Origin of the sequence: Salegentibacter chungangensis, from assembly GCF_042678405.1 — a bacterium.
Lineage (GTDB): Bacteria > Bacteroidota > Bacteroidia > Flavobacteriales > Flavobacteriaceae > Salegentibacter_A > Salegentibacter_A chungangensis.
Genome location: NZ_JBHTLI010000001.1, coordinates 2,008,812 through 2,034,780, shown reverse-complemented (window position 1 = coordinate 2,034,780; position 25,969 = coordinate 2,008,812). Strand labels below are relative to the sequence as shown.

Below are 25,969 nucleotides of genomic sequence, written 5' to 3'. Positions count from 1 at the left end.
GCAAATTTACTTAATATAATGAAGGTAGAAATACACCCAAGCTGGAAAAAAGAACTGAAGCTTGAATTCGGTAAGGAATACTTTAAAGACCTGGTGGACTTTGTAAAGAATGAATATAGTTATCACACCTGTTTTCCGAAGGGAGACGATATATTTGCAGCTTTTGAATACAGTTCCTTTGAGGACACCAAGGTCGTGATCTTAGGCCAGGACCCTTACCACGGACCGGGCCAGGCACACGGACTCTGCTTTTCTGTAAATGATGGTATTGCTGTCCCGCCATCGCTCGTTAATATTTTCAGGGAAATAAGAGAAGACATTGGGAAACCTGTTCCTAATTCCGGAAATCTTGAACGCTGGGCGAAACAGGGAGTTCTTTTGCTGAATGCAACGTTAACGGTAAGAGCGCATCAGGCAGGTTCTCATCAGAAGAAAGGCTGGGAGCATTTTACCGACAGGGTCATAGAGATCATTTCCGAAAAAAAGGAAAATGTTGTCTTCTTGCTTTGGGGCGGTTATGCCAAAAAAAAGGCCAAAAAGATAGACAGCTCAAAGCATCTGATCTTGACCAGTGGCCATCCTTCTCCATTAAGCGCAAACAGGGGATATTGGTTCGGTAATAAGCATTTCAGCAAAACCAATGAATATCTTAGTAAGCACGGAAAAGAGCCTATAAACTGGTAAAAGAATATTCTACAGCTTGTGAATTAACTTTGAAGAATCTACTTTTTTATGAATTAAGTTCAGTTCCTTTAATTTCTCCTGTACTTTATCAAGCTCCTGGGTGCTTATTTGCTCCTGACTCCAGTTGGTTATCTCCAGCCAATTCTTAATATCTTCAAGCTTTTGCTCATACCTGTCGGCAAGTTTCTCTGCTATCTGGGGAATCTCCTTGAAGTTTTTAGTCTTATTATTAAGCACTTCCAGCATTTTCTTCACCCTGGACGGATTATATTTAAGGACTTCTTCCCGTACCGCTATTACAAAACAAGGCCAGGGGGTAGGGCAATCGGCTACCAGGCGAAAGGTATGATTATCTACTAAAGGTTTGGTAGTGAAATGCTCCCACATAAAGTACTGGGCTTTATCCTGCTTGAGTGCAGCTACAGCTCCATACATATCCTTTACGATTTCGAACTTGAGCTTATCGCGGTCCCAACCCTGATTTTGGGCGTTTACATAGGCCATTAACTGAGAGCCTGAACCTTCCCGGCTGATCGCAGCCTTGGTCCCTTCAAGCTCTTCTATAGATTTATAAGGGGAATCTGCTGCAACGTGAATACCCCATATAAGTGGTGATCCTATATAAACCTGCACAATTTTAGATTTGTTCCCGGCAATAATATCCTTGGTGATGCCTTCGGTCAGAATTACAGCAGCGTCTATTTCATTCTCCCTAAGGGACCTGGTCATCGCTCCGGTGCCATCTGGAAAATCTTTCCAGATTACATTCACATCAGCATCATTGAAGTCGTTTTCCTCAATACACATATGCCAGGGAAGATTAAAATGTTCCGGTACTCCGCCAACTCTTATCGTTTTCATACAGAATGTTTTTCTTTTAGATATTCGTAGATCTCATATTGAGACCTGATCCGCTTTTCAGATGATTTGCGCTCAACATATTTATTGCTTTCAGAAGCATCCTGGATGCGTGCTTTTACATTGTCGTTAAGCTGTATATTCAGGATCTCCTTGAATTCTTTAGCAATATCCTTGTCGTAAATAGGGGAGATCACTTCTATTCTTCTGTCCAGATTCCTGCTCATCCAGTCGGCACTTCCGTAAAATATCTTCTCGTCTCCGCCATTCTCAAATATATAGATCCGGCCGTGTTCCAGAAACCTGTCCACAACACTGGTCACATAAATATTTTCGCTTAGACCTGGAACTCCCGGAATAAGACTCGTAAATCCCCGAATAAGCATCCTGATTTCAACCCCAGCCTGGCTTGCAGAATAAAGAAGCTCTATCATCTCCGGGTCTTCAAGACTATTCATCTTGGCCGTTATTTTAGCTTTCTTTCCGGCTCTGGCATTCTCAATCTCATTATATATGAATTTATTGAATTTTTGCCGGGTCGAAAAAGGCGAGATTAAGAGGTTCTTTTCCCTGGGAATTATCAGTTCGCCTTCAAGCACCTTAAACAAGCGCCTCATTTCTTTAGTAATATCCTTATTCGCGGTAAAAATGGCGTGATCACAATAGATTTTAGAGGTTTCACTGTTAAAGTTACCTGTGCCGATATAGGCGTAGTTCACATAATCATCATTCTCCTTTCGGGTAACAAGCATAATTTTGGAGTGCACTTTAACCTTGGGATAACTATAGATCACATTTGCACCCCTTTTTTCAAATTTACGCCCCCAGATAATGTTGTTTTCTTCATCGAACCTGGCTTTGGCCTCAACAAAAACTGTCACCTCTTTTCCTTTATCAAGGGCCTTTAATAAGGACGTGGTGAGTCTTGACTCATCAGCAACTCTATAGAGAGAGATTTTTATCTCGGTCACCTGGTCGTCATTTGCGGCCTGTTCAATAAAATTCTCTACATAACCGAAAGACATATAGGGAAAATGAACAGACTGATCTTTCTCTGCTATGGTTGCGAAATAATCCTTAGAGTTTTCAAGGATTCGGTGTTTTACGGGGGGCAGCTCTTCAAAATGTAGCTTCGGATTGTTTGTTGGGTCGGGGAAGGCAAAGAAATCTTTAAAATTATGATACTTCCCGCCGGGCATCATATCTATTTTTCCAAGGTTCAGGAGTTTCCTCACCCTTTTCTGAACCTCTTTTGGCATATGTGCATCATACAATAACCTGGTTGGCTGCCCATCGGTTCTTTGTTTTAAGGAATCATAGATCTTTTCAGCCAGCACTCCATTATAAACATCATCGATATAAAGTTCAGCATCTCTGGATAGTTTGACCTCAAAAATGCCCTTAATACTGTTCTGGGGAAATAAATGGTGCAATTCACTTCTTACGATCTCATCCAGGTATGTGATGGAATTTGGCTCTCCGTCACCTTCAAGCATTACAAACCTGCCGCAGTTTTCAACCGGAATATTCACCACTCCAATATGATTCTCATCTGCAAAAGTGACGAGCAGGTAGAGCACAGAATTCTCCAGGAAAAGTTCATTTTCTTTCCTTAGATCTAGAAAAGAAGCATTAAGGTTTTGTTGTACATTTTCTTTAAAATATTTTGTAACAAATTCCTGCTGAGACTTATTAAAATGATCTGAATCTATTATAAGAATATCATTTTCGGCAAGTTCCGGCACGATCTGGTCGTGGTAGATTTGACCGAATTTATCCTGCTGAAGTTTTACCTCTTCAATAATCTGCTTGGTTAGACGATTTGGACGAAGCGCAAGTTTTTTCCTGATGCTTTTCTCCACCCGTTTCATCTGCCTGAGTTGGGAAACCCTGACCCTGAAATACTCATCTAAATTCGAGGAAAATATAGCAAGGAATTTTATCCGCTCATAAAGCGGATTATTCTCCCTGTCTTCTGCTTCTTGTAAAACCCTTTCGTTGAAACTTAACCAGTTAAGGTCGCGGTGCCTTAAGTGTTGTTCGGTAGGTTGCTGCATTGGTTATGCTCGTTTCCTCAAAAATACAAATAAGCCCAAGTTATGCTTTTAATATTCTGTTAAATAAAGCCCTATTCAGCAAGGCGATCCAGACAAAACTGGATCAGCTTTTCTACGGACTTCCCCGGTGCTGAAGCGAATTTTCCTGAAGGCCTGTTGGCCAGAATTATGTTCATCGAAAGCGCTTTATGCCCCAGTAATTTACTCAAAGCATAAATGGCCGAAGTTTCCATTTCGAGATTGGTGATCTTCTTTCCTTCAAATTCAAAGGAACCGAGCTTATCATTCATTTTTTCATCCTGAAGCTGTAGCCTAAGGGCGCGACCCTGAGGTCCGTAAAAACCTATATTGGTAGCTGTGGTTCCCTTAAAGACTTCCGGCTTATGGAATTTTGAAGCAAGATCTTCATCACAACTCACCACATAAGGATAAGATTTCTTGTTATACCAGTTCATATGTTCCGCAAGCGCATCGGCATACCGCGTATTATCAATATCCTTGCTGTCATAAAAATGGAGCACCCCGTCAAAACCAACCGAGTTCTCACTCATAAGAATGGAATCTACAGGAATCTCTTCCTGAATGGAACCTGAAGTCCCGATTCTTATAATTTCGAGGCTGGTAAGTTTATCTTTTATCTGTCTGGTCTCGAAATCTATATTGGCCAGCGCATCCAGTTCATTAAGTACAATATCAATATTATCGGGACCAATTCCCGTAGAAATGACCGTAATCCTCTTTCCCTTGTAAGTACCGGTATGGGTATGAAACTCCCTTTTCTGGATCTTGAATTCAACTTCGTCAAAATAACGGGTAATTTTATCTACTCTTCCGGGATCACCTACGGTAATTACTGTTTCAGCTAAATGTTCGGGTTTCAGGTTAAGGTGGTACACACTGCCATCGGCATTAAGCACCAGTTCTGAAGATTCTAAACTCATCTTATAATTTTAATAATCTGTGGGATTCTGAATCATACAGGAAGGCGTACATCGCGGCTCCTCCAAAGTAATCATCATTCTTTAATTCTCTGTAAAAATTTTTGGTGCCGGCAAGAGCCTGTTCACCTTTTTCGGTTAGTCTTACCACGTCTCCTTTCTGTACATAGAAAGCATTCATTTTTTCGAGCAAACGCTGCATTTGGGTATCACTGTAACCATAATACCCTTGGTATTGAAGGGCATAACCTAATAGCTGATTTTGAGAAGCGATCTTATGCTTTTCGATAAGTTTGAGAACGTTGCGCTCCAGACTGTTTATACCGGTAACACTATTTGGGAACCTTTCTATATGAGCCCTGATGGAACTGGACAGGTATTCAAAATTAGAAGTTTTTTTTATTTGTTGTTTCAGCTGCATAGGATTATTACTGCAGTAGAGCTCCCAGATAAGATTAGCCATCTCAATATCATCAGTATTAAGGCTTATCTTATTTTCAAAATGATTTAAAAGCTGTTTTTGGGAAAGACGGGAAAGAGGCTGCAGTTCCTCCTCATCCTGTAATTTCTTACTGCACACCAGGTACATTGGCACAGCATATTTATTTTCAGTAATAAAACTGATAGCCGCGAGCATATTGATGTGGCAAAAAAGGTCGAATTCAAACCACAGGATTATATGGTCATAATTCCCGGCTTTTTTAAGTTTGCTTAATTCTGAAACGAATTTCTCCTCATAATTTTCAGAAGAAATACCATATGTGCATTTCAGGAATTTTTTTCTTGTCTTTATAAACTCCCGACTTCCAACTTCCTGAAGACAGGGGCCTTCACATAAAAGTTCCCGCCAAACAATAACTTGCCCAGAAAGATCAAGATCTTTCATTTTTCCGGCAAGATCGTCACCGTTTACAATATGTAATGCCTTGTTCTCCATAAATTGAAAAAATAAAAAACGTGCCGGGAGATTAACCTCCGACACGTTTTACCTTATAGCCGTCTTTTTGAAGAAGCTTCATTATTTTCTCGCGGTCATCGCCCTGTATGATGATCTCGCCATCCTTAACAGAACCACCGACCCCGCATTTTTTCTTCAGCTTTTTACCAAGGCTTATCAGGTCTTCTTCAGGCCCGTGATACCCTTTAATAATAGTCACGGTTTTTCCACCCCGACCTTTATTGCTGAAATGTGCTTCAAGTTCCTGATCTTCGGGAGCAAGGGTTTCACTGTCTTCACCCTCAACATATTCGCTTTCATCGAATTCATCGTTGGTAGAAAACACAAAACCTCCAAGATCCTCTAGTCCAAGTTTCTTCTTAGCCATTATTTTACTTTTTTGCCAGTCCTATTTCTACAAGGCGCTGGTGAAGAAATTCGCCCGCCGTAATATCTTCATATTGTTTCGGGTGCTCTTCATCTATACATTCTTCAAGACAATTAAGCGGCATTTCACTTCTTGGGTGCATAAAGAAAGGGATAGAATATCTTGGCTTACCCCATTCTTCCTTAGGCGGGTTAATAACCCTGTGAATGGTTGAACGCAGCTTGTTATTGGTATGCCTTTCCAGCATATCTCCAACATTTATCACAAGCTCATCTTCCTGAGGAATGGCATCTATCCATTCTCCGTCTTTTCTAAGCACCTGTAAACCTCCCGTAGAAGCTCCCATAAGAAGGGTGATCAGGTTAATATCTCCGTGTGCACCTGCTCTTACCGCACCTTTAGGTTCTTCAGTAATTGGGGGGTAGTGGATAGGCCTGAGAATACTGTTCCCGTTGCTGGCCCAGTGATCGAAGTAATTTTCATCAAGGCCAATGTACAGTGCAAGAGCTCTTAATACATAAATTCCGGTTTTTTCAAGCATCCTGTAGGCTTCCATACCTACGTGATTAAAGTCCTTAAGTTCTTCTACCTGTACATTTTCCGGATACTCTTCGGTAAGGTTCGCATCTTCGGCAGGTTCCTGGCCAAAATGCCAGAATTCCTTAAGGTCTCCTTCCTTTTTTCCTTTTGCGTGTTCTTTCCCGAAAGAGATGTACCCGCGCTGCCCGGCAAGTCCTTCTATCTCATATTTTTTCTTAACCTCTAAAGGAAGGTCGAAAAATGTTTTCACTTCTTTGTATAATTCCTCTACCAGCTCATCGCTTAAGAAATGGTTTTTTAGGGCAACAAACCCTATTTCTTCATAGGCCTTTCCTATTTCGTCAACAAATTTCTGCTTGCGTTTTGGGTCTTCCGATAGGAAATCGGCCAAATTAACGCTGGGTATGTTATTCATAGCCATTAGTGATGGATTTAATTTTAGATCAACACGCAAAGGTAAATAAATTTACGCTTTTCACCGAGCGTTTATATTTTTCTTAGCATATAGAATTTTAACTACATTTGGTAAACAAAGCTTAAATCATGAAGACCCAAACCTCCCCAAACACCTCAATTAACTATTCCCGAAGCGGACTAAATGACGACACCCTTCTGGATCTTTACCGATCTATGTTGAAACCCAGACTCATAGAGGAGAAAATGCTCATTCTTTTAAGGCAGGGCAAGATCTCAAAATGGTTTAGCGGGGTAGGCCAGGAGGCTATATCGGTTGGGGTTACCAAAGCGCTGGAGAATGATGAATATATTCTCCCTATGCACAGAAACCTTGGGGTATTTACGAGCAGAGAGGTGCCCCTTCACCGGTTATTTGGACAGTGGCAGGGTAAGGCTTCAGGTTTTACCAAAGGCAGAGACCGTAGCTTTCACTTTGGGACACAAGAATATAAAATTGTGGGGATGATTTCACACCTGGGCCCCCAACTGGGCGTTGCCGATGGGATTGCGCTGGCTCATAAGCTCAGAAATGAAAAGAAACTTACGGCGGTTTTTAGCGGAGAAGGCGGGACCAGCGAAGGAGATTTTCACGAGGCACTCAATGTGGCTTCGGTTTGGGACCTTCCGGTACTATTCTGTATAGAGAATAATGGTTACGGACTTTCCACACCAACATCGGAGCAGTACAGATGCAAAGATCTTGCTGAAAGAGGCCGGGGTTACGGAATGGACGCCCATATTATAGATGGAAATAATATCCTCGAGGTCTTTACAAAGGTTTCGGAAATTGCCGAAAGCATAAGAAAGAATCCGAGGCCCGTACTTCTTGAATTCAAAACCTTCAGGATGCGTGGTCACGAAGAGGCAAGTGGTACAAAATATGTTCCAGACGACTTAATGGAGACCTGGGCAGAAAAAGATCCAATTTCGAATTTCAGAAGCTTCCTTGAAAATGAAGGAATTCTTAAAGAGGAAACGGATGATAATTTCACCAATGAAATAAAAGCCGAGATAGATGAAAACTTAAAGCTGGCCTTTGCTGAAGCAGAGATCACTTCAGACTCAACAAACGAATCAAGTGATTTATTCAAACCGTTTGTTTATCAGGAAATTGTATCCGAAGAAGAATCTACAAATATTCGGTTTATCGATGCTATTTCCCAGGGACTCAGAGAGTCTATGAGGAAACACGACAACCTCATTCTAATGGGGCAGGATATTGCAGATTATGGAGGTGTTTTCAAGATCACCGAAGGATTTACAGATGAGTTTGGCACTGAACGCGTAAGGAATACTCCCATTTGCGAATCGGCCATTGTCGGTGCCGGGATGGGGCTTTCCATTAACGGAATGAAGGCGATGGTTGAGATGCAATTCGGAGATTTTGTAAGTTCCGGATTCAACCCAATTGTCAACTATCTTGCAAAAGTAAATTACCGCTGGAACCAGAATGCCGATGTCGTGATAAGAATGCCCTGTGGTGCCGGGGTGGGAGCAGGGCCATTTCACAGCCAGACCAACGAGGCCTGGTTTACGAAAGTTCCCGGATTAAAAGTGGTCTACCCGGCGTTCCCTTTTGATGCAAAGGGACTTTTAAATACTGCTTTTAATGATCCTAATCCTGTGCTTTTCTTCGAACATAAAGCACTATACCGGAGTATAAGGCAGGATGTGCCTAAGGATTACTATACCCTGCCTTTTGGAGAAGCGTCATTGCTTAAAGAAGGAAACGAAGTTAGTATTATCACCTATGGGGCAGGAGTGCACTGGGCACTGGAAGCTTTGGAAGAATTTGAAAAACCCGATTTTGACTTGATTGACCTTCGAAGTTTACAACCTTTGGATAAGGAAACGATCATCAATTCGGTTAAAAAGACAGGTAAGGCCATTATTCTAACGGAAGACACTCTATTTGGAAGTCTTGCGTCAGAGATATCGGCGCTTATCTCAGAGGAATGCTTTGAGTTTCTGGATGCCCCGGTATTCAGGGTAGGAAGTATGGATACCCCTGTTCCCTTCGCGGCCGCACTGGAAAAACAATTCCTTCCGAAACAACGATTAAGGGACAAACTTAGAGAATTAATAGAATATTAATAAGAAGGGGATTTTATCTTAATATAATTAAGAATCCTTAACAGGATCACTGTTAAAGTATTAATAATCTTTTGTTTGAGCTTTAAAGCTACTGTAATTTAGTTTTAACTAATCACTAAAACTAATATTATGATACGATTAATCGTTATTTTCCTGATTATTGCCCTTGTTGCTGCCATCTTCGGATTTGGTGGCCTTGCTGAAGGATTTGCAGATATAGCAAAGATCATATTCTACATCTTTCTCGTATTGTTGGTAATTTCACTTATCAGTAGATTATTCAGAAGATAATTTTAAATATTCAAAAATAAATCCAATGTGGTACAATGGTTGTTTCCAGGAGTTACATTGGATTTTCCATTTAAAATAAAACCCAATTATGAAGAAAATTTTGATGTTGAGCGCCCTTGTAATTCTAGCAGTTGCTTGTGGCCCCAGTAAAGTAGCAAAAGAAGCGCGAAAAACATTTGACGGAAGCTGGACGTTAACCAGCGTAACCTATCCCCAAAATACGGGACAGTTTAACGTGACTTTATTCAATGATGCAACAGCTTCCTGCTTCGAGAACAGTACCTGGAACTTTATTTCCAATAATAATCGCGGTACCTATCAGGTACAGGGGATGGATTGTTCCAGTGGCAACAGCTACTTCATCTGGTCCATAGATGAAGAGAATACACCCGAAGGCATGTATGATTTTCTGCTAAAACCAACAAATGAAGATTATAAATCCACCACGGGTAACCAGGGATTCAGATTAAATCTAAAAAGCCTTACCGATAACAATATGGTGTGGGAACAAACAGTAAGCCTGGAAGGCGAACCTTTTGTGATAAGAATGAATTTTTCTAAACTTTAAAATTAACAGCTATGAAGACTATAATGAACAGAACCTTTGCCGTATTGATCGCAGCCGGAATGCTATTTGGGTGTGACGCGGTGAAAAATGCCAACAATAAACAAAAAGGTGCCGTAATAGGATCTACCGGTGGTGCCGTGATTGGTGGTGTTATTGGAAACAATACCGGTGACGGAAATACCGCCCTTGGAGCAATTATAGGGGGAGTTGTAGGAGGTGCCGCTGGTGCATATATCGGCGACCGAATGGACAAACAAGCCCAAAAGATTGAGGAAGAAATCCCGGGAGCTGAAGTGGAGCGAGTAGGCGAGGGGATTAACGTTACCTTTGATGAAAGCAGTGGTGTATACTTTGACACAGAAAAGTATAACATTAATGCAAAATCCCAGGAAACCCTGAATAAACTGGCTGATATCTTCAAGGAATACCCAAATTCAAACATTCTTGTTGAAGGCCATACCGACAGCACAGGAAGCGAGAGCTATAACCTGACCCTTTCTAAGAACAGGGCTCAGGCCGTGACTAACTACTTACTAGGTCAGGGACTTAGTGGAGGAAGGTTTGATACCAAATGGTATGGAGAAGCCCAGCCGAAGTATGATAATAGTACGGCAGAAGGTCGTGCTAAGAACAGAAGAGTTGAGCTTGCTATCGTTGCCAACGAGGAGCTTAAAGAAGAAGCTAAGAAAGCAACAGAAGAAAATTAAGCATAAGATTCATTTAAATTTTTAAAAAGTCCCGGCAGTCTTGCCGGGACTTTTTTATGTCTTTAATATGAGGATTCACTGATATAGAAAATGGTTATTGACCTATATTTTTGTAAATTAGGAAGGTACATCTTCGAGAACTGAACAGTCCTGTAGGTAGAATTATTAACCAACCCGGCTTTCTTTTCCCTTAAACCAATCTGTATGGAACAAGAATTTAAAGACTTAAATTACTGGGCACTTATACTTGGCGGAAGCAGTGGCCTGGGGTATGCTTCAGCCAGAAAGCTGGCCAAACACGGGATGAATATTATTGTGATCCACCAGGACAGGCGGAATGAAATTCCAGAAATAGAAGAATCATTTAATGAAATCAGACAGGCTGGCGTACGTCTGGAAAGTTTCAATACCGATGCCGTTCAGAAAGAAAACAGGGGAGAGTTGATCAGGGATATCACCCAAATTTTAGGTACCCGAGGAAAAATAAGAACTATGGTCCACAGTATTTCCAAAGCGAGTCTTAAACCTATAATAGGTGAGGAGCCTACATTGAAAAACGAGGACTTTCAATCTACTATAGACGCTATGGCATTGAGTCTTTATGACTGGACCCAGGCTGTTTTTAAGGCTGAACTGTTTTCAAAAGATGCACGGATACTATCGTTCACCAGTGAAGGAAATAAGAAGGCCTGGGCAAATTATGCCGCGGTCTCAGCTGCAAAGGTGGCAATGGAAGCGATTACCCGTAGCCTGGCTTTAGAACTGGCTCCTTACGGAATCAGAGCGAATTGTATCCAGGCCGGAGTAACTGTTACAAGGTCCTTTCAGCTTATTCCTGAAAATGAAACCCTTAGAGTTCATGCACTTAAACGCAATCCTTTTAAGAGACTCACTGTTCCAAAGGATGTGGCAAATGTGGTCTATCTCTTAAGTAAAGACGAGGCAGGCTGGATCACCGGAAGCATTATTCCCGTGAACGGAGGAGAACATTTGAAATAACCTCCAATCCCCCTTTTTTTAATCACACAGTTTAAAAAAATACAAAATCAGGACTGCGTTAATGATCTGCTAAAAGGCAGTTAAACAGAACCAAATGACTTTGTTCGAGATTTGGTGAATTTGTATCTTGGAATTACTAATTTAAAACCTAGAATAATTATGAAGACCGTTGATAAGATGGAAGTGCTCCACAGCCAAAGTGCTGAATTCATTGAGCAGGGAGAGACCGGGAAATTTCTAAAGTTAATTCCCGATACCTTTATTATAAAAGGAAAGGAAAAAGACGGAGTCTTTAATCAGGGCTATGCCATAAGACACATCAACAGAAGAGATATCCTGTTACTGGATGTCGTGGAAGAATCTACAAAAGATGCTGTAAAAAGACTGGTGAAAGATGGTTATAACATAAAAGGCATTCTTGTAACTTGTGATGATGTAATGAAAGACGCATATGGTGATCTTAAAACCTTATCGGAAGACGCCGGTGGGGCTCCAATCTATGCCCACCCGAGAAATAACTTTAGGGACAGGGCGAAAACCAAGGATATTACCGCCAAAGACCCGGTTCTGAAGGAATTCGGACTTAAGGTAATAGATCTTCCGGGGAACGGAGGGGAATCTGTACTCGTTTACTCTGAATTAAACGATGGAATGCTGTTCACCGGAGAAGATGCTGTTGGATCTCCTTATGACTCAGACCTTAATACCTTTGACCGACCAGAAATGAAAAGACAAAATGACGATTTTGGACTTGCTGAAAGCTGGAGCGCTTTTAAAGAAGAATTCGCTTACCTTTTTCCAAGAAAGGGAAAACCGGGATTCAATATTGAAGAGGGGCATCAGGTAGATATCATAAACCGACTTAGCAAGAGTTAAAAATAACAGGCTGTTGCCAATAAAAAGAAGGGCTGCTTCAGGAATAGTTTTCACATCTTCTCCAATTTGATCCCTCAATCAAATTCCCGTTGATGCCGAAGCTTATTTTTCAAGCGGCTCTCTTTAATTTACTTAGAGGTTATTTCCTTTTCAGCCTCTTTTTCTGCTTCTTCTTCGGCAATTTCATCTTTTTCCTGCACAAGAGGATGGTCAGTAACTCCAAGACCAACTATCAGGATTATATTCGCAATGGTTCCATAAAGCATAGTTACAACTGCCACAAAACCACCACCCAGAACTGAAGCCATTCCCAGACTTATATAGTAAATAATACTATACCAGCTGTTCGGGACGCTTTCAGATTCGGTAATTGGCAGGTTCAGCATTAAAAAAGTAATGATCGCAGCTATGATAAGAATAGTGTCAAACTTGGCTATTTTCAACACATCACGGTAATGCTCCTTATTAAGTGTAGAACTTGCTGCCCGGCTTAAACTGATAAGGGTAAGCATCAGCGCAAGAATAGTTGAGGAACCAAGTATAACGGTGTTACATAACATATTAATACCAGACAGGGAAGAGCCCAGTAGTTCTTTTGCCTGATAACCAGAGAGCTCGCCAAGGATAAAGGTTCCCGTACCCATTACCAGGGTAGAAACTACTCCTCCAACGATTGCACGTTTTACTATTACGTTCATTACAAAATTATTAGTAAGGATTCGGTTAAGTGGTTTAATTTAAAGCTTTAGAAAGGGTTTTAGGTATAAGATATTGTTAAACGCACCTAATAATCCTACGAAATGTGATAATTTAAAGCTTAAAAATAACCAACTATGTCCAAATTAAATGTCACTCAGAAATTAATTAAATCACACTTAATAAAAGGGGAGATGAAACCCGGTACTGAAATAGGCCTTAAGATAGACCAAGCCTTACTACAGGATGCCACCGGTACCCTTGTACAGCTGGAACTGGAAGCGATGGGGCTTACTAAAGCCCAAACCGAAGTTGCTGTGCAGTATGTAGACCATAACCTCTTACAGACAGATTATAAAAATGCCGATGACCACTTATTTCTCTTATCGGCCGCACAAAGATTCGGATTATGGTACAGCCGGCCCGGTAATGGTGTAAGTCACCCGGTACATATGGAACGATTTGGTAAGCCAGGTAAAACCCTTGTGGGTTCTGATAGTCACTCCTGTGCGGCAGGATCTTTAGGAATGCTTGCCATTGGTACAGGAGGGTTGGATGTAGCTGCCGCCATAGCAGGGCAGCCCTATTTCGTTAAAATGCCACAGGTAATGGGAGTAAAGCTTACCGGGAAATTGCCAGACTGGGTGAGTGCCAAAGATGTGATTCTGGAGATGCTACGTCGTCACGATGTTAAAGGCGGGGTTGGCAAAATAATAGAATATTATGGTGATGGGTTAAAGCACCTTAGTGCTATGGACCGCCACGTTATTGCAAATATGGGAGCCGAACTTGGGGCGACCACCACTGTATTCCCCAGTGATAAAGAAACCAAAAGATTCCTGAAATCGCAAAAAAGGGAGGATGACTGGCAGGAGATTCTTGCAGACGAAGGTTGTGAGTATGATCTTCATGATGAGATCGTTCTTGACGAACTTGTACCTCTTATTGCACTGCCTACAAGCCCGGGTAATGTTGTACCTGTAAGAGAAGTGGAAGGAAAGAAAATCAGCCAGGTAGTTATAGGCTCTTCTGCAAACCCCGGCCTGAGGGATTTTTGGGTTGCAGGAGCGATTGTAAAAGATAAAGCCGTAAACAACGATGTTTCTTTTGATGTTAACCCAACCTCAAGACAGATCATTCAGAATATGATAGATAATCGTGCATTTGCCAACCTTATTAAGGCAGGAGCCAGGTTCCATCAATCCGGATGTATGGGATGTATTGGTATGGGACAGGCACCGGCTTCGGGAACAATAAGTTTAAGGACTATGCCTAGAAACTTCCCCGACAGGTCCGGAACAAAAGACGACCAGGTACATCTGTGTAGTCCGGAAACGGCTGCAGCTTCGGCTTTAACCGGAAAGATCACAGACCCCAGGGATATGGAAAAGATCTACGATATGAAGTATCCCAAATTCAAATATCCGGAACTCCATATTATTAAGGAAGATATGCTGGTTGGTCCCCCTGAAGATGGATCGGATGTTAAGCTGGAAAAAGGACCTAATATTAAATCCTTACCATATATAGAGCCGCTACAGGAAAAATACAGTATCCCTGTTTTACTAAAAATGGGAGATAACATTTCTACTGATGAGATCCTGAAAGCCGGAGCAGAAGTACTGCCGTTTAGGAGTAACCTGCCGGAGATCAGTAAATTTGCTTACACCGTGATCGATGAGTCATTTTATGACAGGGCAATGAAGGCTAAAACGGAACATGGCGGTCATGTGGTAGTAGCTAAAGATAACTACGCACAGGGATCAAGCCGTGAGCATGCAGCTATTGCTCCAAAATATCTGGGACAAATGGCTGTTATCGCTAATTCTTACGCAAGAATTGCCTGGCAGAACCTTGTTAATTTTGGGATCGTACCTTTGGAATTCATCGACATTAAAGACTATGACAAGATAGAGCAGGGCGATATTGTAACCATCAAGAACCTGAGAGAAGACATTGAAGCCCGAAATAATATTAAAGTCATCGTTAGAAAAGAGAATGGTGAAAAACACACCTTTGAAACCCGTCATAGTATGAGTGACAGACAGATAAATATACTGTTGAAGGGTGGTATAATCAACGAATTCAAAGAGAGAATTGAGCAAGAGGAGTTAGGTGATTAGGTGATAACTATAACTAATCAGAATATTTTATTAGAAAATAAAAAGCCTTTACAAATTGTAAAGGCTTTTTTGCATTAAACAGAACTAGAATTAGTGCGTGCTCATTTTAGCTTTACGCTTTTCCAGTTGTTTTTCAAGATCTTTTACACTTCTGGCAACGGCTGCTTCAAAAGAATCCTCACTGGATTCAGCAAATACCTCCGGGCCGGGAACACTTAACCTAATGTTGCACATAAAGGCATTGGTATCACGGGCATCTTCCTTTTTAAAGTGTACATCTGCTTTTATTACAAAATCATACTTATTCTCCAGTTTCTCCAGTTTTTTTCGGGTAAAAGCTTCCAAAGCTTCACTTTTTTCTAACTTCACAAATTCAAATATTACGTCCATAAAATTCTATTTTTGATTGTTACCAAGAAAAATATTTCAGCACACTAAGCCAAGCTAATTATAGCTTTGTTGTGAAATATTTATGATTGTTTTTAGAAGAATCCGGCAGGGAAGGGGTCCCCTGTCTTTCACGGTAAATTCGCTCCTATAAAAAGGGCGGGGTTTAAACTAAAACATCAACCTGCAGCTTTACTGGTGTTGTTCAATATTTTGAAGATTCTGTATAAATACCTGGGTGATTTTGGGATGTTTATGGTTAATCTCTATCCTTAAGCTTTCCATAGTTTTTTCAGCCTGGTCCAGAGAAAGCTCATTTGCCAGATCTACATCTATTACCATAAGAATACTATCCGGTCCAAAATGCATAGTTTGTGGTACTGCCCAGTCAGACACATTAATATTCTTCTTTAAAATATTTTCTACTGAAGCAATGACCTCGGGACGTGCGCTTTCGCCAAGCAGGAGGCCTTTACTTTCCCGTGCGAGAAAGGTAGCCACCGAGATAAGAAGTATGCCAATTAGCACAGATGCGGCACCGTCCAGATAAGGATTCTGAAGTTGCTGAGACAGGAATACCCCAAGTAAGGCAATGGCAAGTCCTATTACAGCAGCGGTGTCTTCAATAATCACCGCAAAGGTGGCAGCATCTTTACTTTTAACGATATTGGTGATAATATTGCCCGATTTTTCCCGGGCCTTATTAAAGGTTTTCAATGCCAGGTAGAGCGCTATTCCTTCAAAGACCAAGGCTGCAGATAACACCACATAATTCCAGGTTGGGTCTTCAATAACATGAGGGTCCTGCAATGCATGAACCCCTTCATAAATAGCAAACCCACCACCGAGTGCAAATATAAGAATGCTCACAACAAAACTCCAGAAATACACTTCCTTACCATAACCGAAAGGATGCAGGTCATCAGGCTCCTGTTTAGAACGTTTTATACCTAATAAAAGAAGTAGCCCATTTCCTGTATCTACCAGAGAGTGAATCCCTTCCGCTAGCATTGCGGAACTTCCGGTAAAAAAAGAAGCGGTAAATTTACTTATCGCTATTAATGTATTTGCGCCAATTGCACCGTAAATAGCAATTTTAGAACTTCCAGCCATAAATTATATTTTATATCGAAAAGTACAATAATTAGGTATAACAGCCCCAAAACTATACAGGATTTAGAATTATTTTAATACTCCAGACTCATAAAATGTCGTAGATTAAGCTAAAAGATACTTCAGTTTAACTAAAATCTACGAGATGAGAAGTCTTTCGTTAACAATAATACTTGCCGGTATATTAATAATTACATCTTGCGGTACCGTTAAAACCACCGGGGAATCTGATATAACAAGTTATAGTGAATTAGAGGAAGTTATTGAACATAACCGCTATGAAATTGAAAACCAATGGGCTTCGCCACTGGGAGGAGACAGGGTAGATCTTTTCAGCAACCCCAATTATCTACGGTTCAGGAAAGACAGCGTGGATATTTTCCTGCCTTATTTTGGAGTAAGGCACACCGTGAGCAACTATGGCGATGAGGGCGGAATTAAATATGAAGGTAAAGCAAGAAATTTTCAAATTGACAGATATGAGGATAAGAATAAAATGGTCCTGGAGTTTGAAATTGAAAAAGGAACCGAAAACCTGGATTTCCAAATAACAGTTTTTTCTAATGGCAATACTGTAACTTCGGTAACCAGTTCACAACGAAGCGCGATATCTTACCAGGGTAAACTGAAAGAGCTGACCGCTGATGAGGAAAATAAACAGCAGAAGGGGAAGCATTAATAATTTAAAACGCGCATTCAAAAGCACCGGTCTAGGTAGCTTAGAAATATTCTATTTTACATAATATAAATTATAGTTCAAAAGACATTGTTTCTACTAAGATCTAAACTCTCGATATATTCCGACAAATATCCAAGGAAATATAAATTACGCTATTCTCACGGATTAGAGCTTAAACAGGGAATCAATATTTGATCAATGATGTCCTGTTTCTGAGTGATTAATCTTTTATTAGTTACCGACCATTTCTTTTTGAATATTATTAGGAACCGGCTGGTAATCTGAGAATTTTGCCTTAAAAGTTGCACGACCTTTGGTTAAGGATCTCAGATCTGTCGAAAAACCAAACAATTCTTTTTCGGGGACTATACATTTTAAGATCTGGAAATTTTCTTTGGAATCAATTCCCTGGATGATTGCTCTTCTGGCTTGCAGGTCTGTCATAACATTTCCAACCATTTCTTCAGGTACCTTTACGGTTAATTCCATTGCAGGTTCCAGTAGTTTTGGGTTTGCGTTAAGAAAAGCTTCTTTGAAAGCGTGAGCTCCGGCGATCTTAAATGAAATATCATTAGAGTCTACCGAATGCATTTTTCCGTCATAGACCATAACTCTTACATCCCTTATATAAGAACCGGTCAAAGGACCGTTTTCCATAACTTCCAGGATACCTTTCATAACAGACGGAAGATATCGTGCATCTATAGCACCGCCAACAATGCAATTATAAAACACCAGTTTGCCACCCCAAGCGAGGTCTATTTCATCTTTCCCCCTGATATTATACCCCTGAGGCTCTTCTATTCCTTCAAACCAAGGCTCTATTTTCATATGCACCTGGGCAAACTGGCCTGAGCCTCCGGATTGTTTTTTATGCCTGTAATTGGCTGTAGAAGAACGTTGAATAGTTTCCCTGAAAGAAATCCTGGGTTGTTCAAAATTTGCCTCCACATCATATATGTTCCTCAATGTCCAGTCAATAATAGCCAAATGTAATTCCCCCTGACAGGCCAGTATCATTTGCCTGGCTTCATTAGAGAAAGAGACCACGACAGTTGGATCCTGGCTATGAATCTTTTTGAGAGCTTCATTAAGCTTCTCTTCATCTTTAGTATTTACGGCACTTACCGCTTTCCTCATCCTGGGTTCCGGATAGTTTATGGGTTTTATGCTTATATCGCTACCGGGGCTACATAAGCTGTCATTTGTCTCTGTATGTTTGAGTTTCAAAGTGGAGCCAATATCCCCAAAACTTAGTTTAGAGACCGGTTTTCTGTCATTCCCGTCCATTATAAATAACTGGTTCAGAACTTCAGTTTCTCCGGTTCTGGTATTCTCGAGCTTATCATTTAGTTTTACTTCTCCGCTTTTAACCTTAAAGAAGGTGATCTGCCCTAAGTTTGGCTGATGCACGGTTTTGAACACGAACAAGGCAGTAGGTGCATCTGTTTTCTGAGGAATTTCCTTTCCGTTAAGACTTTGCTCCGGAACCAGGTCTGCAGCTGCCGGAGCTACATTATCTATAAAGCCCATCAGCCGGCCGCTACCCATATCATTTAAAGCCGATACACAAAAGACCGGGAACAGGTCGTGATTTAGCATTCCGGCTTTTATGCCTTTACGCATTTCGTCTTCATTAAGGCTGCCTTTTTCAAAAAACAATTCCATTAATTCTTCATCATTTTCTGCCGCTTTTTCTACCAGTTCATTATGTAGCTGAATTGCTAATTCCTTTTGATCTTCGGGGATCTCCAATTTCTGTGGCTTCCATCCTTCTGCTGAAAATTTATACATTTTCATCTTCAGCACATCTATAATACACTGAGCACCATCCATAATTAACGGATACTGGATCTTGACGGCATTATTCCCCACAAGGCCCTTAATACTTTTAAAGCTTTCCTCAAAATTAGCTGCCGGATGATCTATTTGATTGATCACGAAAAGTCCAGGCTTATGGAACTTATCTATATAGCTCCAAATGATCTCTGTTCCCACTTCAACTCCGTGTTGGGCATTGAGGACCGTAACAATAGTATCTGCAACCCGAATAGAAGAAATGATTTCACCGATAAAGTCATCCAGCCCGGGAGTGTCTATGATATTGATCTTATAGTTACGCCATTCAGTGTGTAATGGGGTTGCAAAAACCGAATTCCCTTTTTCATGTTCAATTTGGTGGTAATCTGAGACCGTATTTTTATTCTCGACAGATCCGCGTCTGTTTATAAGTCCCGCTTCATAAACCATAGTTTCGGCAAGAGTAGTCTTTCCACTATTATGCGCCCCCACAAAGACTACATTCTTAATGTGCTTGTCATCATAAATTTTCATCGGTTCGGATATTGATTAGAATTGTATATTTTAAACCAAGGCAAAATCAGATTTCAATTCGAAGGATCTGAATATAGAAATCACTATCCTTAGGCCTATTAAAGATAGCAATTATGCCTCTAAATGGCTATTGATTATAATCCTGCAGAGAGAAAATTGAGGTTTTTTTCGGGGTTTTATGACGATGGTCATCTCCTGCATTTTAGAGATATAAAAAACGCAGCACTTTTAGCTGCGTTTTCATTTTTTAATCTCAAGTTTTCGAATTATTCGTTTAATTGATATTCAGAACCACCTTTTTGGTCTCAACACCATCGCTTAAGAAGACCTTATACTTTCTGTTTCTTAGTTCAGAATCAGAATAGGTTGAAGAATATTTATTTTTAATCATCGACCAGCCTTCATTATCCTTATAGATTTGTTTCCAGATCTCAATAGGGACTTTTACATCTTTGTAATATTCGTGAGACTTTAAGATCTTTCCTTTTCCGTCATAATAAACAGTACTGTTTCCGTTCTCGGTCTTAAAGTACACCTCGTACCTGTCATTTTCAGGATCATAAAATGAAGCATCGTTAATATCGTAGGAAGCAATAAGCCTCTGAACACCAATCAAGTTAAGTGGTGTTTTGTCATCCTGTATGGCATGTAAATAGTCTGAATTTAAGGTTGAAACCTTTACATCTTCAAGCATCACACGCTCTACATCCAGTCTTTGCGCATAGCCCAGACTGCTAAGGCCTAATAATAAAATACCTAATACTAGAGTTTTCATAATCATTGGATTTTTGGTTAATATTCCGTTCTATTTCACCAATGCCATACAATAAGTCGCCTTACTATACCAGCATCCTGAGCATAAAATTATATCAAAGAAAGAATGCGGGATACCAATTTTGTTCTCAATAATAGCACAAATCATTCAACAAAATGCTTTCAATAAAAAACACGGTCAGCTGTTTGCAGCTTAACCGTGTTTACCTTAATCCTGCTCAGATATTTTCTTAGTCTGCGATGATCATTTTTTCAACAGAATTCCCATTTGCTGTTTCGATTTTACAGATATAAATATTTCCTGCCAGGCTTTCCCGTTTGAATAAAACCTGGTAGATCTCTCCTGCCCTTACCTTTCCGGTAAATGGTGTAGCCACTACTCTACCCATAAAATCGTAAATCCTAAGTACCGCTTCGGTATTGTCTTCAACACTGAATTGTATCCGGGTATAGTCCCCCATAGGGTTAGGAGCAATTTTCAGGGAACTGTATAATTCTGAAAAGCTCTCTTCTTTGGTTGTGAGACTTAAATCAGTTTCACTGGATAAATCCTTGTTTACCAATTCCAAGGGCATTTCACCTACATAAAAAGGACGCATCATCTCGTAGTCTTCGTGAGAAAGAATATGGCAATGCCAGACATAGAATCCTTCTTTATCAAATTTTGCCTTCACCCTGGCCACTTCCCCCGGGTAGACAATAAAGGTATCCTTCCATCCTGCATTTTCAGGAGAAGGAGGCTTAGGCTGACCTAACAACTGAATAGAATTCTCATCTTTTGGTACATATTGCTTTACATTGAATTTCTGGGTATTTATAACCTGAAAATGGACAAGGTGAAGATGAATAGGATGGGCATCTGCAGTTGTATTATAGATCTCCCACTCTTCAACCGCGTTAAGCATAGGGTTTTCCGTTATTTCATCCATATATTCCAGAGGTCCATCTTGTGCAGTTCCCAACATCGGTTTTAAACGTCCATATTCATCTGTGCCTTCAAATAAAACCAGTTTCCTTGTCTCTGTGCTTTCCCCCAGATCATTAATCGGCGAAGGTCTTAAGTTCAGGGGGATCACGCTCGTGTCTGGACCAGCAAGAGCTTTAGTTACTTTAAAAGCCATAATTTGTCCGGTTGTATTAGCTTTTGGAGTATCTCCAAAAGGATATGGAGATCTTGCCGTATTCTTCATTATCAGGGTTTGTCCTGAAACTTGAGGGTCTGAAAAATCTACAATAACATCAAGCCTTTCCCCTGGGCCTATGGTCAGTCTGTTTTGCCTGACAGGGCTGTTAAGCAAACCGCCATCTGATCCAATCTGATAAAAGTTAATGCCCGGCAAAAAGAGTTCGTAAAACCGGGAATCCGAACCATTTAATAATCTCAACCTGTATTTTCTTGGTTCTACTTCAAGATAAGGCCAGGCTTTTCCGTTTACCAGTATAATATTCCCGAACATTTCGGGTAAAACAGTGACATCTGATGGTAATGGCTTTTCCAGTGGGTCTTCAAGTTCATCAATTCCGGAAGGATAAAACAGGTCTCCATTTTCTAAAAACAACCTGTCCTGTATAACCAAAGGAACCTCATACTCACCTGAAGGCAGGTTGAGACTGCTTTCCCAGGCATCTCTCAACAAATAAAATCCTGCAAGCCCTGCATATACATTTAGCCGGGTAACTCCTAATGCGTGATCGTGATACCATAAAGTGGTAGCCTCCTGGTCGTTGGCATATTCATAATTTTCTTTTACAAAATGTTCCCCTTTCTCTTCAAAATAGGGAGTATACCAGGCTTGCGGATGTCCATCACTGGCAACTTCGGTATGCCCTCCGTGCAAATGGGTTACAACTGGTATACCTTTATCTGGGTCTGCCCTATGTAATGTTGGGTCTATAGAGAACAAATGTATTAAAGGAAATCCATCTTTATCGGTCAAATTATTCTCCCACCTTACAGTGATTGGAACATCTTTATAAGCTTCTATGGTAGGTCCGGGATAAGATCCATTATAGCCCCAAACAGTGGTCATTAAAGCTTTTCCTGATTCATCAAACAGTCCAAGATGCTGTTCAAACTGGGTAATGGGAACCTCGTAGTAAGTCTCACCTGAAGTGGGCTGTAATACCTCAGGTATCGGCAATTCATTTACAAATTTAGTTTGTGATAGCGGGTCAAGTAAATTATGTTCCTCGTAAGTTTCATATTCCTGTGCGAACAGGCTTGTCATTGATGGGGAGATTAAAATAAGGAACAGGCTAAAAGAGAATAGTTTTCGTATCATAATTAGAGTTTTAGCAGTTAGACTTAGTGAAAGGAGCAAGTCTAAATTATAATACAACCCCTTGATAAATAATGATATAAATCAATTTATGTTAATTAATTAAGCAAGGACTCCGGTATTAACCAGCAAGCATGCATCATTTTAATTTTCGAGCTAATCAATAAAAAAAGGAACAAGATTTGACCTTGTTCCTTTCTTAAAAATTTGTGTTTAATTTGCATCAGGATTTGTCCAGCTCTTTAAACATTTCTTCAGCTGAAGTGGTGATGTTTTTATAAGCATTCAATACCCATCTGGTAAAGAGAAACAGGAAAATACCCATTACCGGAATATACCAATACCAGGCCGTCGGTTCTAAAAACAGGTCCTTCCCTTTAATTAGTTTAGATGCAACAGGCAGACTGATGAGCATAAAGCCAAAAGCTGCCACTACCGCAAAGCGCTGTATCGTAAAAAAGTGCTGTTTTGCCTTCAGGAATCTAAGTAAACTCTCTTTATAGGTGTTATTTATGAAATCCACGTTCTTCATTTTATAGATGCTTCTTAAAGAAGCTGCGGGAAGCCCGATAAGAAGGATTAAGGACAGTGCTCCGCATAACCTTAGATACCAGGTATCAAATTCATTAAAATTAAAAAGGATGAGGATACCGGCCAAAAAACAAATTCCTGCTCCTATACTCTCAGGGATAGAGATCCCCCCCAGTTTTCTTTGAATTCTTTGCTGTGTCATTTCTTCTATAAGTTTATTGGTTAAAATTTTTTGTTGTTCCAGTTCTTCAGACATCTCACTCCAGAGACCTTTCATTTCTTCAATTTCCATAATTCAGGCTTTTACTTGTTGTCTTAGTTTTTCTTTAATTCTGTTTAAGCGTGTACCCACATTGGTTTTCGAAAAACCAGTGATCCCGGCGATCTCTTCGTAGTTCTTTCCTTCCAGGTATAACAGAATTATGGCTTTTTCAATATCATTTAGTCTTTTTATATGTTCATAGAGCAATTTCAGCTTTTCATCTGAAGCTTTCTCAGATGTTTCCAATCTGTTCAGAAGTTCGCTGTTAATTGGCACCTGCTGTCCCCTCTTCTTCCTTTTATCAAGATAAGTAACCGAAGTATTCAAAGCTACCCTGTAGATCCAGGTGGATAATTTTGAATTCCCTTTGAACGTATCAAAAGATTTCCAGAGCTGGTAAACAATCTCCTGGTAAAGGTCTTTTCTGTCTTCAAGGTTATCGGTGTACATAAAGGTGACCTTGTAAATGATCCCTTCATTCTCTTTAATGGCTTCAGTAAATTCTTGGTTGGCCGGCATCAATTATTAAATATGTTACAACTTATTAGTGCAGGAAGTTCCTAAAAAATCACATATCAGCTTAATTTTTTTACTATCATTTCTATAGCAGCTTTAGTATTACCATATAAAACAAAAAAAGCCACTCTTGGCAGAGTGGCTTTTTAAATTCGGAATAAGTGATTCTTAGTCGATCACTTCAACGTTTACAGCGTTCATTCCTTTTTGTCCTGGCTTAACCTCGAACTGTACTTTGTCGTCTTCACGAATTTCATCGATAAGACCTGACTGGTGTACGAAGATATCTTCGTTTCCATCTGCTGGTTTAATAAAACCAAATCCTTTTGAGCTGTTAAAAAACTTAACTGTTCCTTCTTGCATTACTTTAATTATTAAATATTAATATTATTTGTTACTATTATTTTTTAGTGATTGTATAGTGATCAATCAGTATTGTTTCAGTTTACTGCCACCTCTTTTTTCCCCAGCCAGCGAAGCATTCTTACGTGATCTGCTATTGCTGAACGGAAACTCTTTTTACTATGGTATGGTAAACCGTATTCTTTTGCTGTCTTTGCAACAATATGTGCTATTTTTCTATAATGTATATGGCAAACATTAGGTAACAAATGATGTTCTACCTGGTAATTAAGGCCTCCAATGATCCAAGTAAGAAACCTGTTCCTCGGTGCAAAATTACTCGTGGTTGCCAGCTGATGTGTTGCCCAGTCCCCTTCAATTAATCCGTCCTTATCCGGTGTAGGATAATCGGTTCCCGGCATCACGTGAGCTACCTGAAATACAAGGCTGATTAAAACGCCTGTAATAAAAAGCATACTTAAAAAAGCCAGGATCACGATCCAGGGCGCTAAAGGCACCACTATAATAGGGATGATCAAAGCGTAGGTATAATACAACAACTTCCATCCTGCCAGTTTGGCCAGTTCCTTTTTATATTCGTTTTTCTTTTCCAGAAACCCCATTTTACGGTATCTGATGATCCCGATCCAATCCTTGGCAGTAACCCAGGAAATGGTAGATAATCCGTAAAAGAACCAGACATACAAATGCTGAAATCTGTGTAATTTATTTCTCTTTGCGTGGGGCGAAAACCTTAAAAAGAAAGGAGTGTTTATATCGTCATCGGCTTCTTCTACATTGGTATAGGTGTGATGCAGCACATTATGCTGTATTTTCCAAACCGTTGCATTAGCGCCTATAAGATTAAGGGTATAACTCATTACGCGATTCACTTTCCGGCTTTTTGAATATGAGCCGTGAATGGCATCGTGCATTACTCCCATTCCAATTCCAGCCATTCCAAGACCGCTTAGGATATACAATCCAAAAAGCAACCATACACTGGAAACGATCCCGGTGTTAATGATTATTAGTGGAATACAAAAGAGACTCAACATTACAACCGTCTTAGCGAACATACTTCTGTTTGCATATTTACTAAGATCGTTATTCTTAAAATATGCATTAACTCTGCTTCTAAGGGTTTTTGAAAAATCTGAACCTCTTCTTTTGGAAAATTTGGGATTGTTGATACTACTACTATTTAAGTTCTAAAGCTTTTAGCAGTTCCTGTAGGATTAAAAGGATGGAATTATCTTCTTCTTATTAAATCTTTACCGGTGTTAAATGGTATAGGGCACTGTCTTATTGGAATTTTCATTAAATCCGGAACTAATCTTTTCCGGTATTTTATTCCTAAAATTACTTGTAAAAATGTTTATCGCACTATTGCTATAAAAAATACTGAAGAGAACAAACTAAATGTAAATCTTGGGAGATCAACTAAAGTGAAGAAAACTAAACTATTTAATATGGCGCAAATATAGAGCTATTTAACTCCCTAACCTATTTATCAGACAAAAGATTCATATATTTTATT

The 25,969-nt window shown here is 40.1% G+C and carries 25 protein-coding genes; 9 read left to right on the top strand and 16 right to left on the bottom strand.

The genetic code is table 11. The annotated features are described in order from the left end of the window. Nucleotides 1-18: 18 nt before the first annotated feature. Nucleotides 19-684 carry a uracil-DNA glycosylase gene (locus ACFQ3Q_RS09265; RefSeq protein WP_380745076.1) on the top strand — a complete coding sequence of 222 codons (666 nt, stop codon included), beginning with the start codon at nucleotides 19-21 and terminating at the stop codon, nucleotides 682-684. Between the two features lie 9 nt (nucleotides 685-693). Here ACFQ3Q_RS09265 and ACFQ3Q_RS09260 read toward each other — a convergent pair whose 3' ends face one another. From ACFQ3Q_RS09260 to ACFQ3Q_RS09235, 6 genes are all read right to left on the bottom strand, one after another. Beyond that, nucleotides 694-1,545: a substrate-binding domain-containing protein gene (locus ACFQ3Q_RS09260; protein ID WP_380745074.1), complete on the bottom strand. Its 852-nt coding sequence runs from the start codon at nucleotides 1,543-1,545 to the stop codon at nucleotides 694-696. Continuing rightward, entirely contained in the window at nucleotides 1,542-3,599 is a 2,058-nt protein-coding gene (gene ppk1 / locus ACFQ3Q_RS09255) for a polyphosphate kinase 1 (protein WP_380745072.1), read from the bottom strand. Before ppk1 ends, ACFQ3Q_RS09260 begins: the two co-directional genes overlap by 4 nt. Nucleotides 3,600-3,670: 71 nt before the next feature. Further along, entirely contained in the window at nucleotides 3,671-4,540 is an 870-nt protein-coding gene (locus ACFQ3Q_RS09250) for a nucleoside phosphorylase (RefSeq protein ID WP_380745071.1), read from the bottom strand. A gap of 1 nt (nucleotide 4,541) precedes the next feature. Continuing rightward, the gene (locus ACFQ3Q_RS09245) at nucleotides 4,542-5,474 is read right to left on the bottom strand and encodes a DUF1835 domain-containing protein (RefSeq protein WP_380745069.1); all 933 of its coding nucleotides are present in this window, start codon (nucleotides 5,472-5,474) and stop codon (nucleotides 4,542-4,544) included. A gap of 31 nt (nucleotides 5,475-5,505) precedes the next feature. Beyond that, the gene (locus ACFQ3Q_RS09240) at nucleotides 5,506-5,862 is read right to left on the bottom strand and encodes a translation initiation factor (RefSeq protein WP_380745067.1); all 357 of its coding nucleotides are present in this window, start codon (nucleotides 5,860-5,862) and stop codon (nucleotides 5,506-5,508) included. A 4-nt stretch (nucleotides 5,863-5,866) separates the two neighbouring features. Continuing rightward, a complete protein-coding gene (locus ACFQ3Q_RS09235; RefSeq protein ID WP_380745065.1) occupies nucleotides 5,867-6,817 on the bottom strand; it encodes an isopenicillin N synthase family dioxygenase in 951 nt (316 codons plus the stop codon). A 128-nt stretch (nucleotides 6,818-6,945) separates the two neighbouring features. On the opposite strand from ACFQ3Q_RS09235, the gene ACFQ3Q_RS09230 reads away from it, so the two are divergent. From ACFQ3Q_RS09230 to ACFQ3Q_RS09205, 6 genes are all read left to right on the top strand, one after another. After that, entirely contained in the window at nucleotides 6,946-8,952 is a 2,007-nt protein-coding gene (locus ACFQ3Q_RS09230; protein WP_380745064.1) for an alpha-ketoacid dehydrogenase subunit alpha/beta, read from the top strand. A 129-nt stretch (nucleotides 8,953-9,081) separates the two neighbouring features. Beyond that, nucleotides 9,082-9,243, top strand: coding sequence for a DUF1328 domain-containing protein (locus ACFQ3Q_RS09225; protein ID WP_380745062.1), 162 nt, complete (start codon nucleotides 9,082-9,084; stop codon nucleotides 9,241-9,243). 88 nt (nucleotides 9,244-9,331) lie between these two features. Then, the gene (locus tag ACFQ3Q_RS09220) at nucleotides 9,332-9,811 is read left to right on the top strand and encodes a lipocalin (protein WP_380745060.1); all 480 of its coding nucleotides are present in this window, start codon (nucleotides 9,332-9,334) and stop codon (nucleotides 9,809-9,811) included. An 11-nt stretch (nucleotides 9,812-9,822) separates the two neighbouring features. Then, complete coding sequence (locus ACFQ3Q_RS09215) at nucleotides 9,823-10,518, top strand: OmpA family protein (protein WP_380745058.1); 696 nt, start codon at nucleotides 9,823-9,825, stop codon at nucleotides 10,516-10,518. Between the two features lie 204 nt (nucleotides 10,519-10,722). Continuing rightward, complete coding sequence (locus ACFQ3Q_RS09210; RefSeq protein ID WP_380745056.1) at nucleotides 10,723-11,517, top strand: SDR family oxidoreductase; 795 nt, start codon at nucleotides 10,723-10,725, stop codon at nucleotides 11,515-11,517. Between the two features lie 159 nt (nucleotides 11,518-11,676). Further along, the gene (locus ACFQ3Q_RS09205) at nucleotides 11,677-12,393 is read left to right on the top strand and encodes an MBL fold metallo-hydrolase (RefSeq protein ID WP_380745054.1); all 717 of its coding nucleotides are present in this window, start codon (nucleotides 11,677-11,679) and stop codon (nucleotides 12,391-12,393) included. A gap of 128 nt (nucleotides 12,394-12,521) precedes the next feature. Here ACFQ3Q_RS09205 and ACFQ3Q_RS09200 read toward each other — a convergent pair whose 3' ends face one another. Beyond that, entirely contained in the window at nucleotides 12,522-13,091 is a 570-nt protein-coding gene (locus ACFQ3Q_RS09200; RefSeq protein ID WP_380745052.1) for a hypothetical protein, read from the bottom strand. Between the two features lie 135 nt (nucleotides 13,092-13,226). Here ACFQ3Q_RS09200 and ACFQ3Q_RS09195 point away from each other — a divergent pair, with 135 nt between their 5' ends. Further along, nucleotides 13,227-15,212, top strand: coding sequence for an aconitate hydratase (locus ACFQ3Q_RS09195; protein ID WP_380745050.1), 1,986 nt, complete (start codon nucleotides 13,227-13,229; stop codon nucleotides 15,210-15,212). A gap of 90 nt (nucleotides 15,213-15,302) precedes the next feature. On the opposite strand, the gene hpf is transcribed toward ACFQ3Q_RS09195, so the two are convergent. Both hpf and ACFQ3Q_RS09185 read right to left on the bottom strand, forming a co-directional pair. After that, nucleotides 15,303-15,602, bottom strand: coding sequence for a ribosome hibernation-promoting factor, HPF/YfiA family (gene hpf / locus ACFQ3Q_RS09190; RefSeq protein WP_380745048.1), 300 nt, complete (start codon nucleotides 15,600-15,602; stop codon nucleotides 15,303-15,305). 189 nt (nucleotides 15,603-15,791) lie between these two features. Further along, nucleotides 15,792-16,712 carry a cation diffusion facilitator family transporter gene (locus ACFQ3Q_RS09185; protein ID WP_380745046.1) on the bottom strand — a complete coding sequence of 307 codons (921 nt, stop codon included), beginning with the start codon at nucleotides 16,710-16,712 and terminating at the stop codon, nucleotides 15,792-15,794. A gap of 145 nt (nucleotides 16,713-16,857) precedes the next feature. On the opposite strand from ACFQ3Q_RS09185, the gene ACFQ3Q_RS09180 reads away from it, so the two are divergent. Then, on the top strand, nucleotides 16,858-17,391 hold the full coding sequence (locus tag ACFQ3Q_RS09180) for a DUF4251 domain-containing protein (RefSeq protein ID WP_380745044.1): 534 nt from the start codon (nucleotides 16,858-16,860) through the stop codon (nucleotides 17,389-17,391). A 231-nt stretch (nucleotides 17,392-17,622) separates the two neighbouring features. Here the strand turns inward: ACFQ3Q_RS09180 and ACFQ3Q_RS09175 are convergent, their stop codons facing one another. The 7 genes from ACFQ3Q_RS09175 to ACFQ3Q_RS09145 all read right to left on the bottom strand — a co-directional run bounded on the left by ACFQ3Q_RS09175 (nucleotide 17,623) and on the right by ACFQ3Q_RS09145 (nucleotide 25,508). After that, nucleotides 17,623-19,725 carry an elongation factor G gene (locus tag ACFQ3Q_RS09175; RefSeq protein ID WP_380745042.1) on the bottom strand — a complete coding sequence of 701 codons (2,103 nt, stop codon included), beginning with the start codon at nucleotides 19,723-19,725 and terminating at the stop codon, nucleotides 17,623-17,625. 274 nt (nucleotides 19,726-19,999) lie between these two features. After that, nucleotides 20,000-20,500, bottom strand: a complete 501-nt coding sequence (locus tag ACFQ3Q_RS09170) for a hypothetical protein (protein ID WP_380745041.1) — start codon at nucleotides 20,498-20,500, stop codon at nucleotides 20,000-20,002. A 229-nt stretch (nucleotides 20,501-20,729) separates the two neighbouring features. Further along, on the bottom strand, nucleotides 20,730-22,781 hold the full coding sequence (locus ACFQ3Q_RS09165; protein WP_380745039.1) for a multicopper oxidase family protein: 2,052 nt from the start codon (nucleotides 22,779-22,781) through the stop codon (nucleotides 20,730-20,732). Between the two features lie 220 nt (nucleotides 22,782-23,001). Next, nucleotides 23,002-23,601: a hypothetical protein gene (locus tag ACFQ3Q_RS09160; protein WP_380745038.1), complete on the bottom strand. Its 600-nt coding sequence runs from the start codon at nucleotides 23,599-23,601 to the stop codon at nucleotides 23,002-23,004. Between the two features lie 3 nt (nucleotides 23,602-23,604). Further along, nucleotides 23,605-24,090: an RNA polymerase sigma factor gene (locus ACFQ3Q_RS09155; protein ID WP_380745036.1), complete on the bottom strand. Its 486-nt coding sequence runs from the start codon at nucleotides 24,088-24,090 to the stop codon at nucleotides 23,605-23,607. A 165-nt stretch (nucleotides 24,091-24,255) separates the two neighbouring features. Further along, a complete protein-coding gene (locus tag ACFQ3Q_RS09150; protein ID WP_380745034.1) occupies nucleotides 24,256-24,450 on the bottom strand; it encodes a cold-shock protein in 195 nt (64 codons plus the stop codon). 77 nt (nucleotides 24,451-24,527) lie between these two features. After that, entirely contained in the window at nucleotides 24,528-25,508 is a 981-nt protein-coding gene (locus ACFQ3Q_RS09145; RefSeq protein ID WP_380745032.1) for a fatty acid desaturase family protein, read from the bottom strand. Between the last annotated feature and the right edge of the window lie 461 nt (nucleotides 25,509-25,969).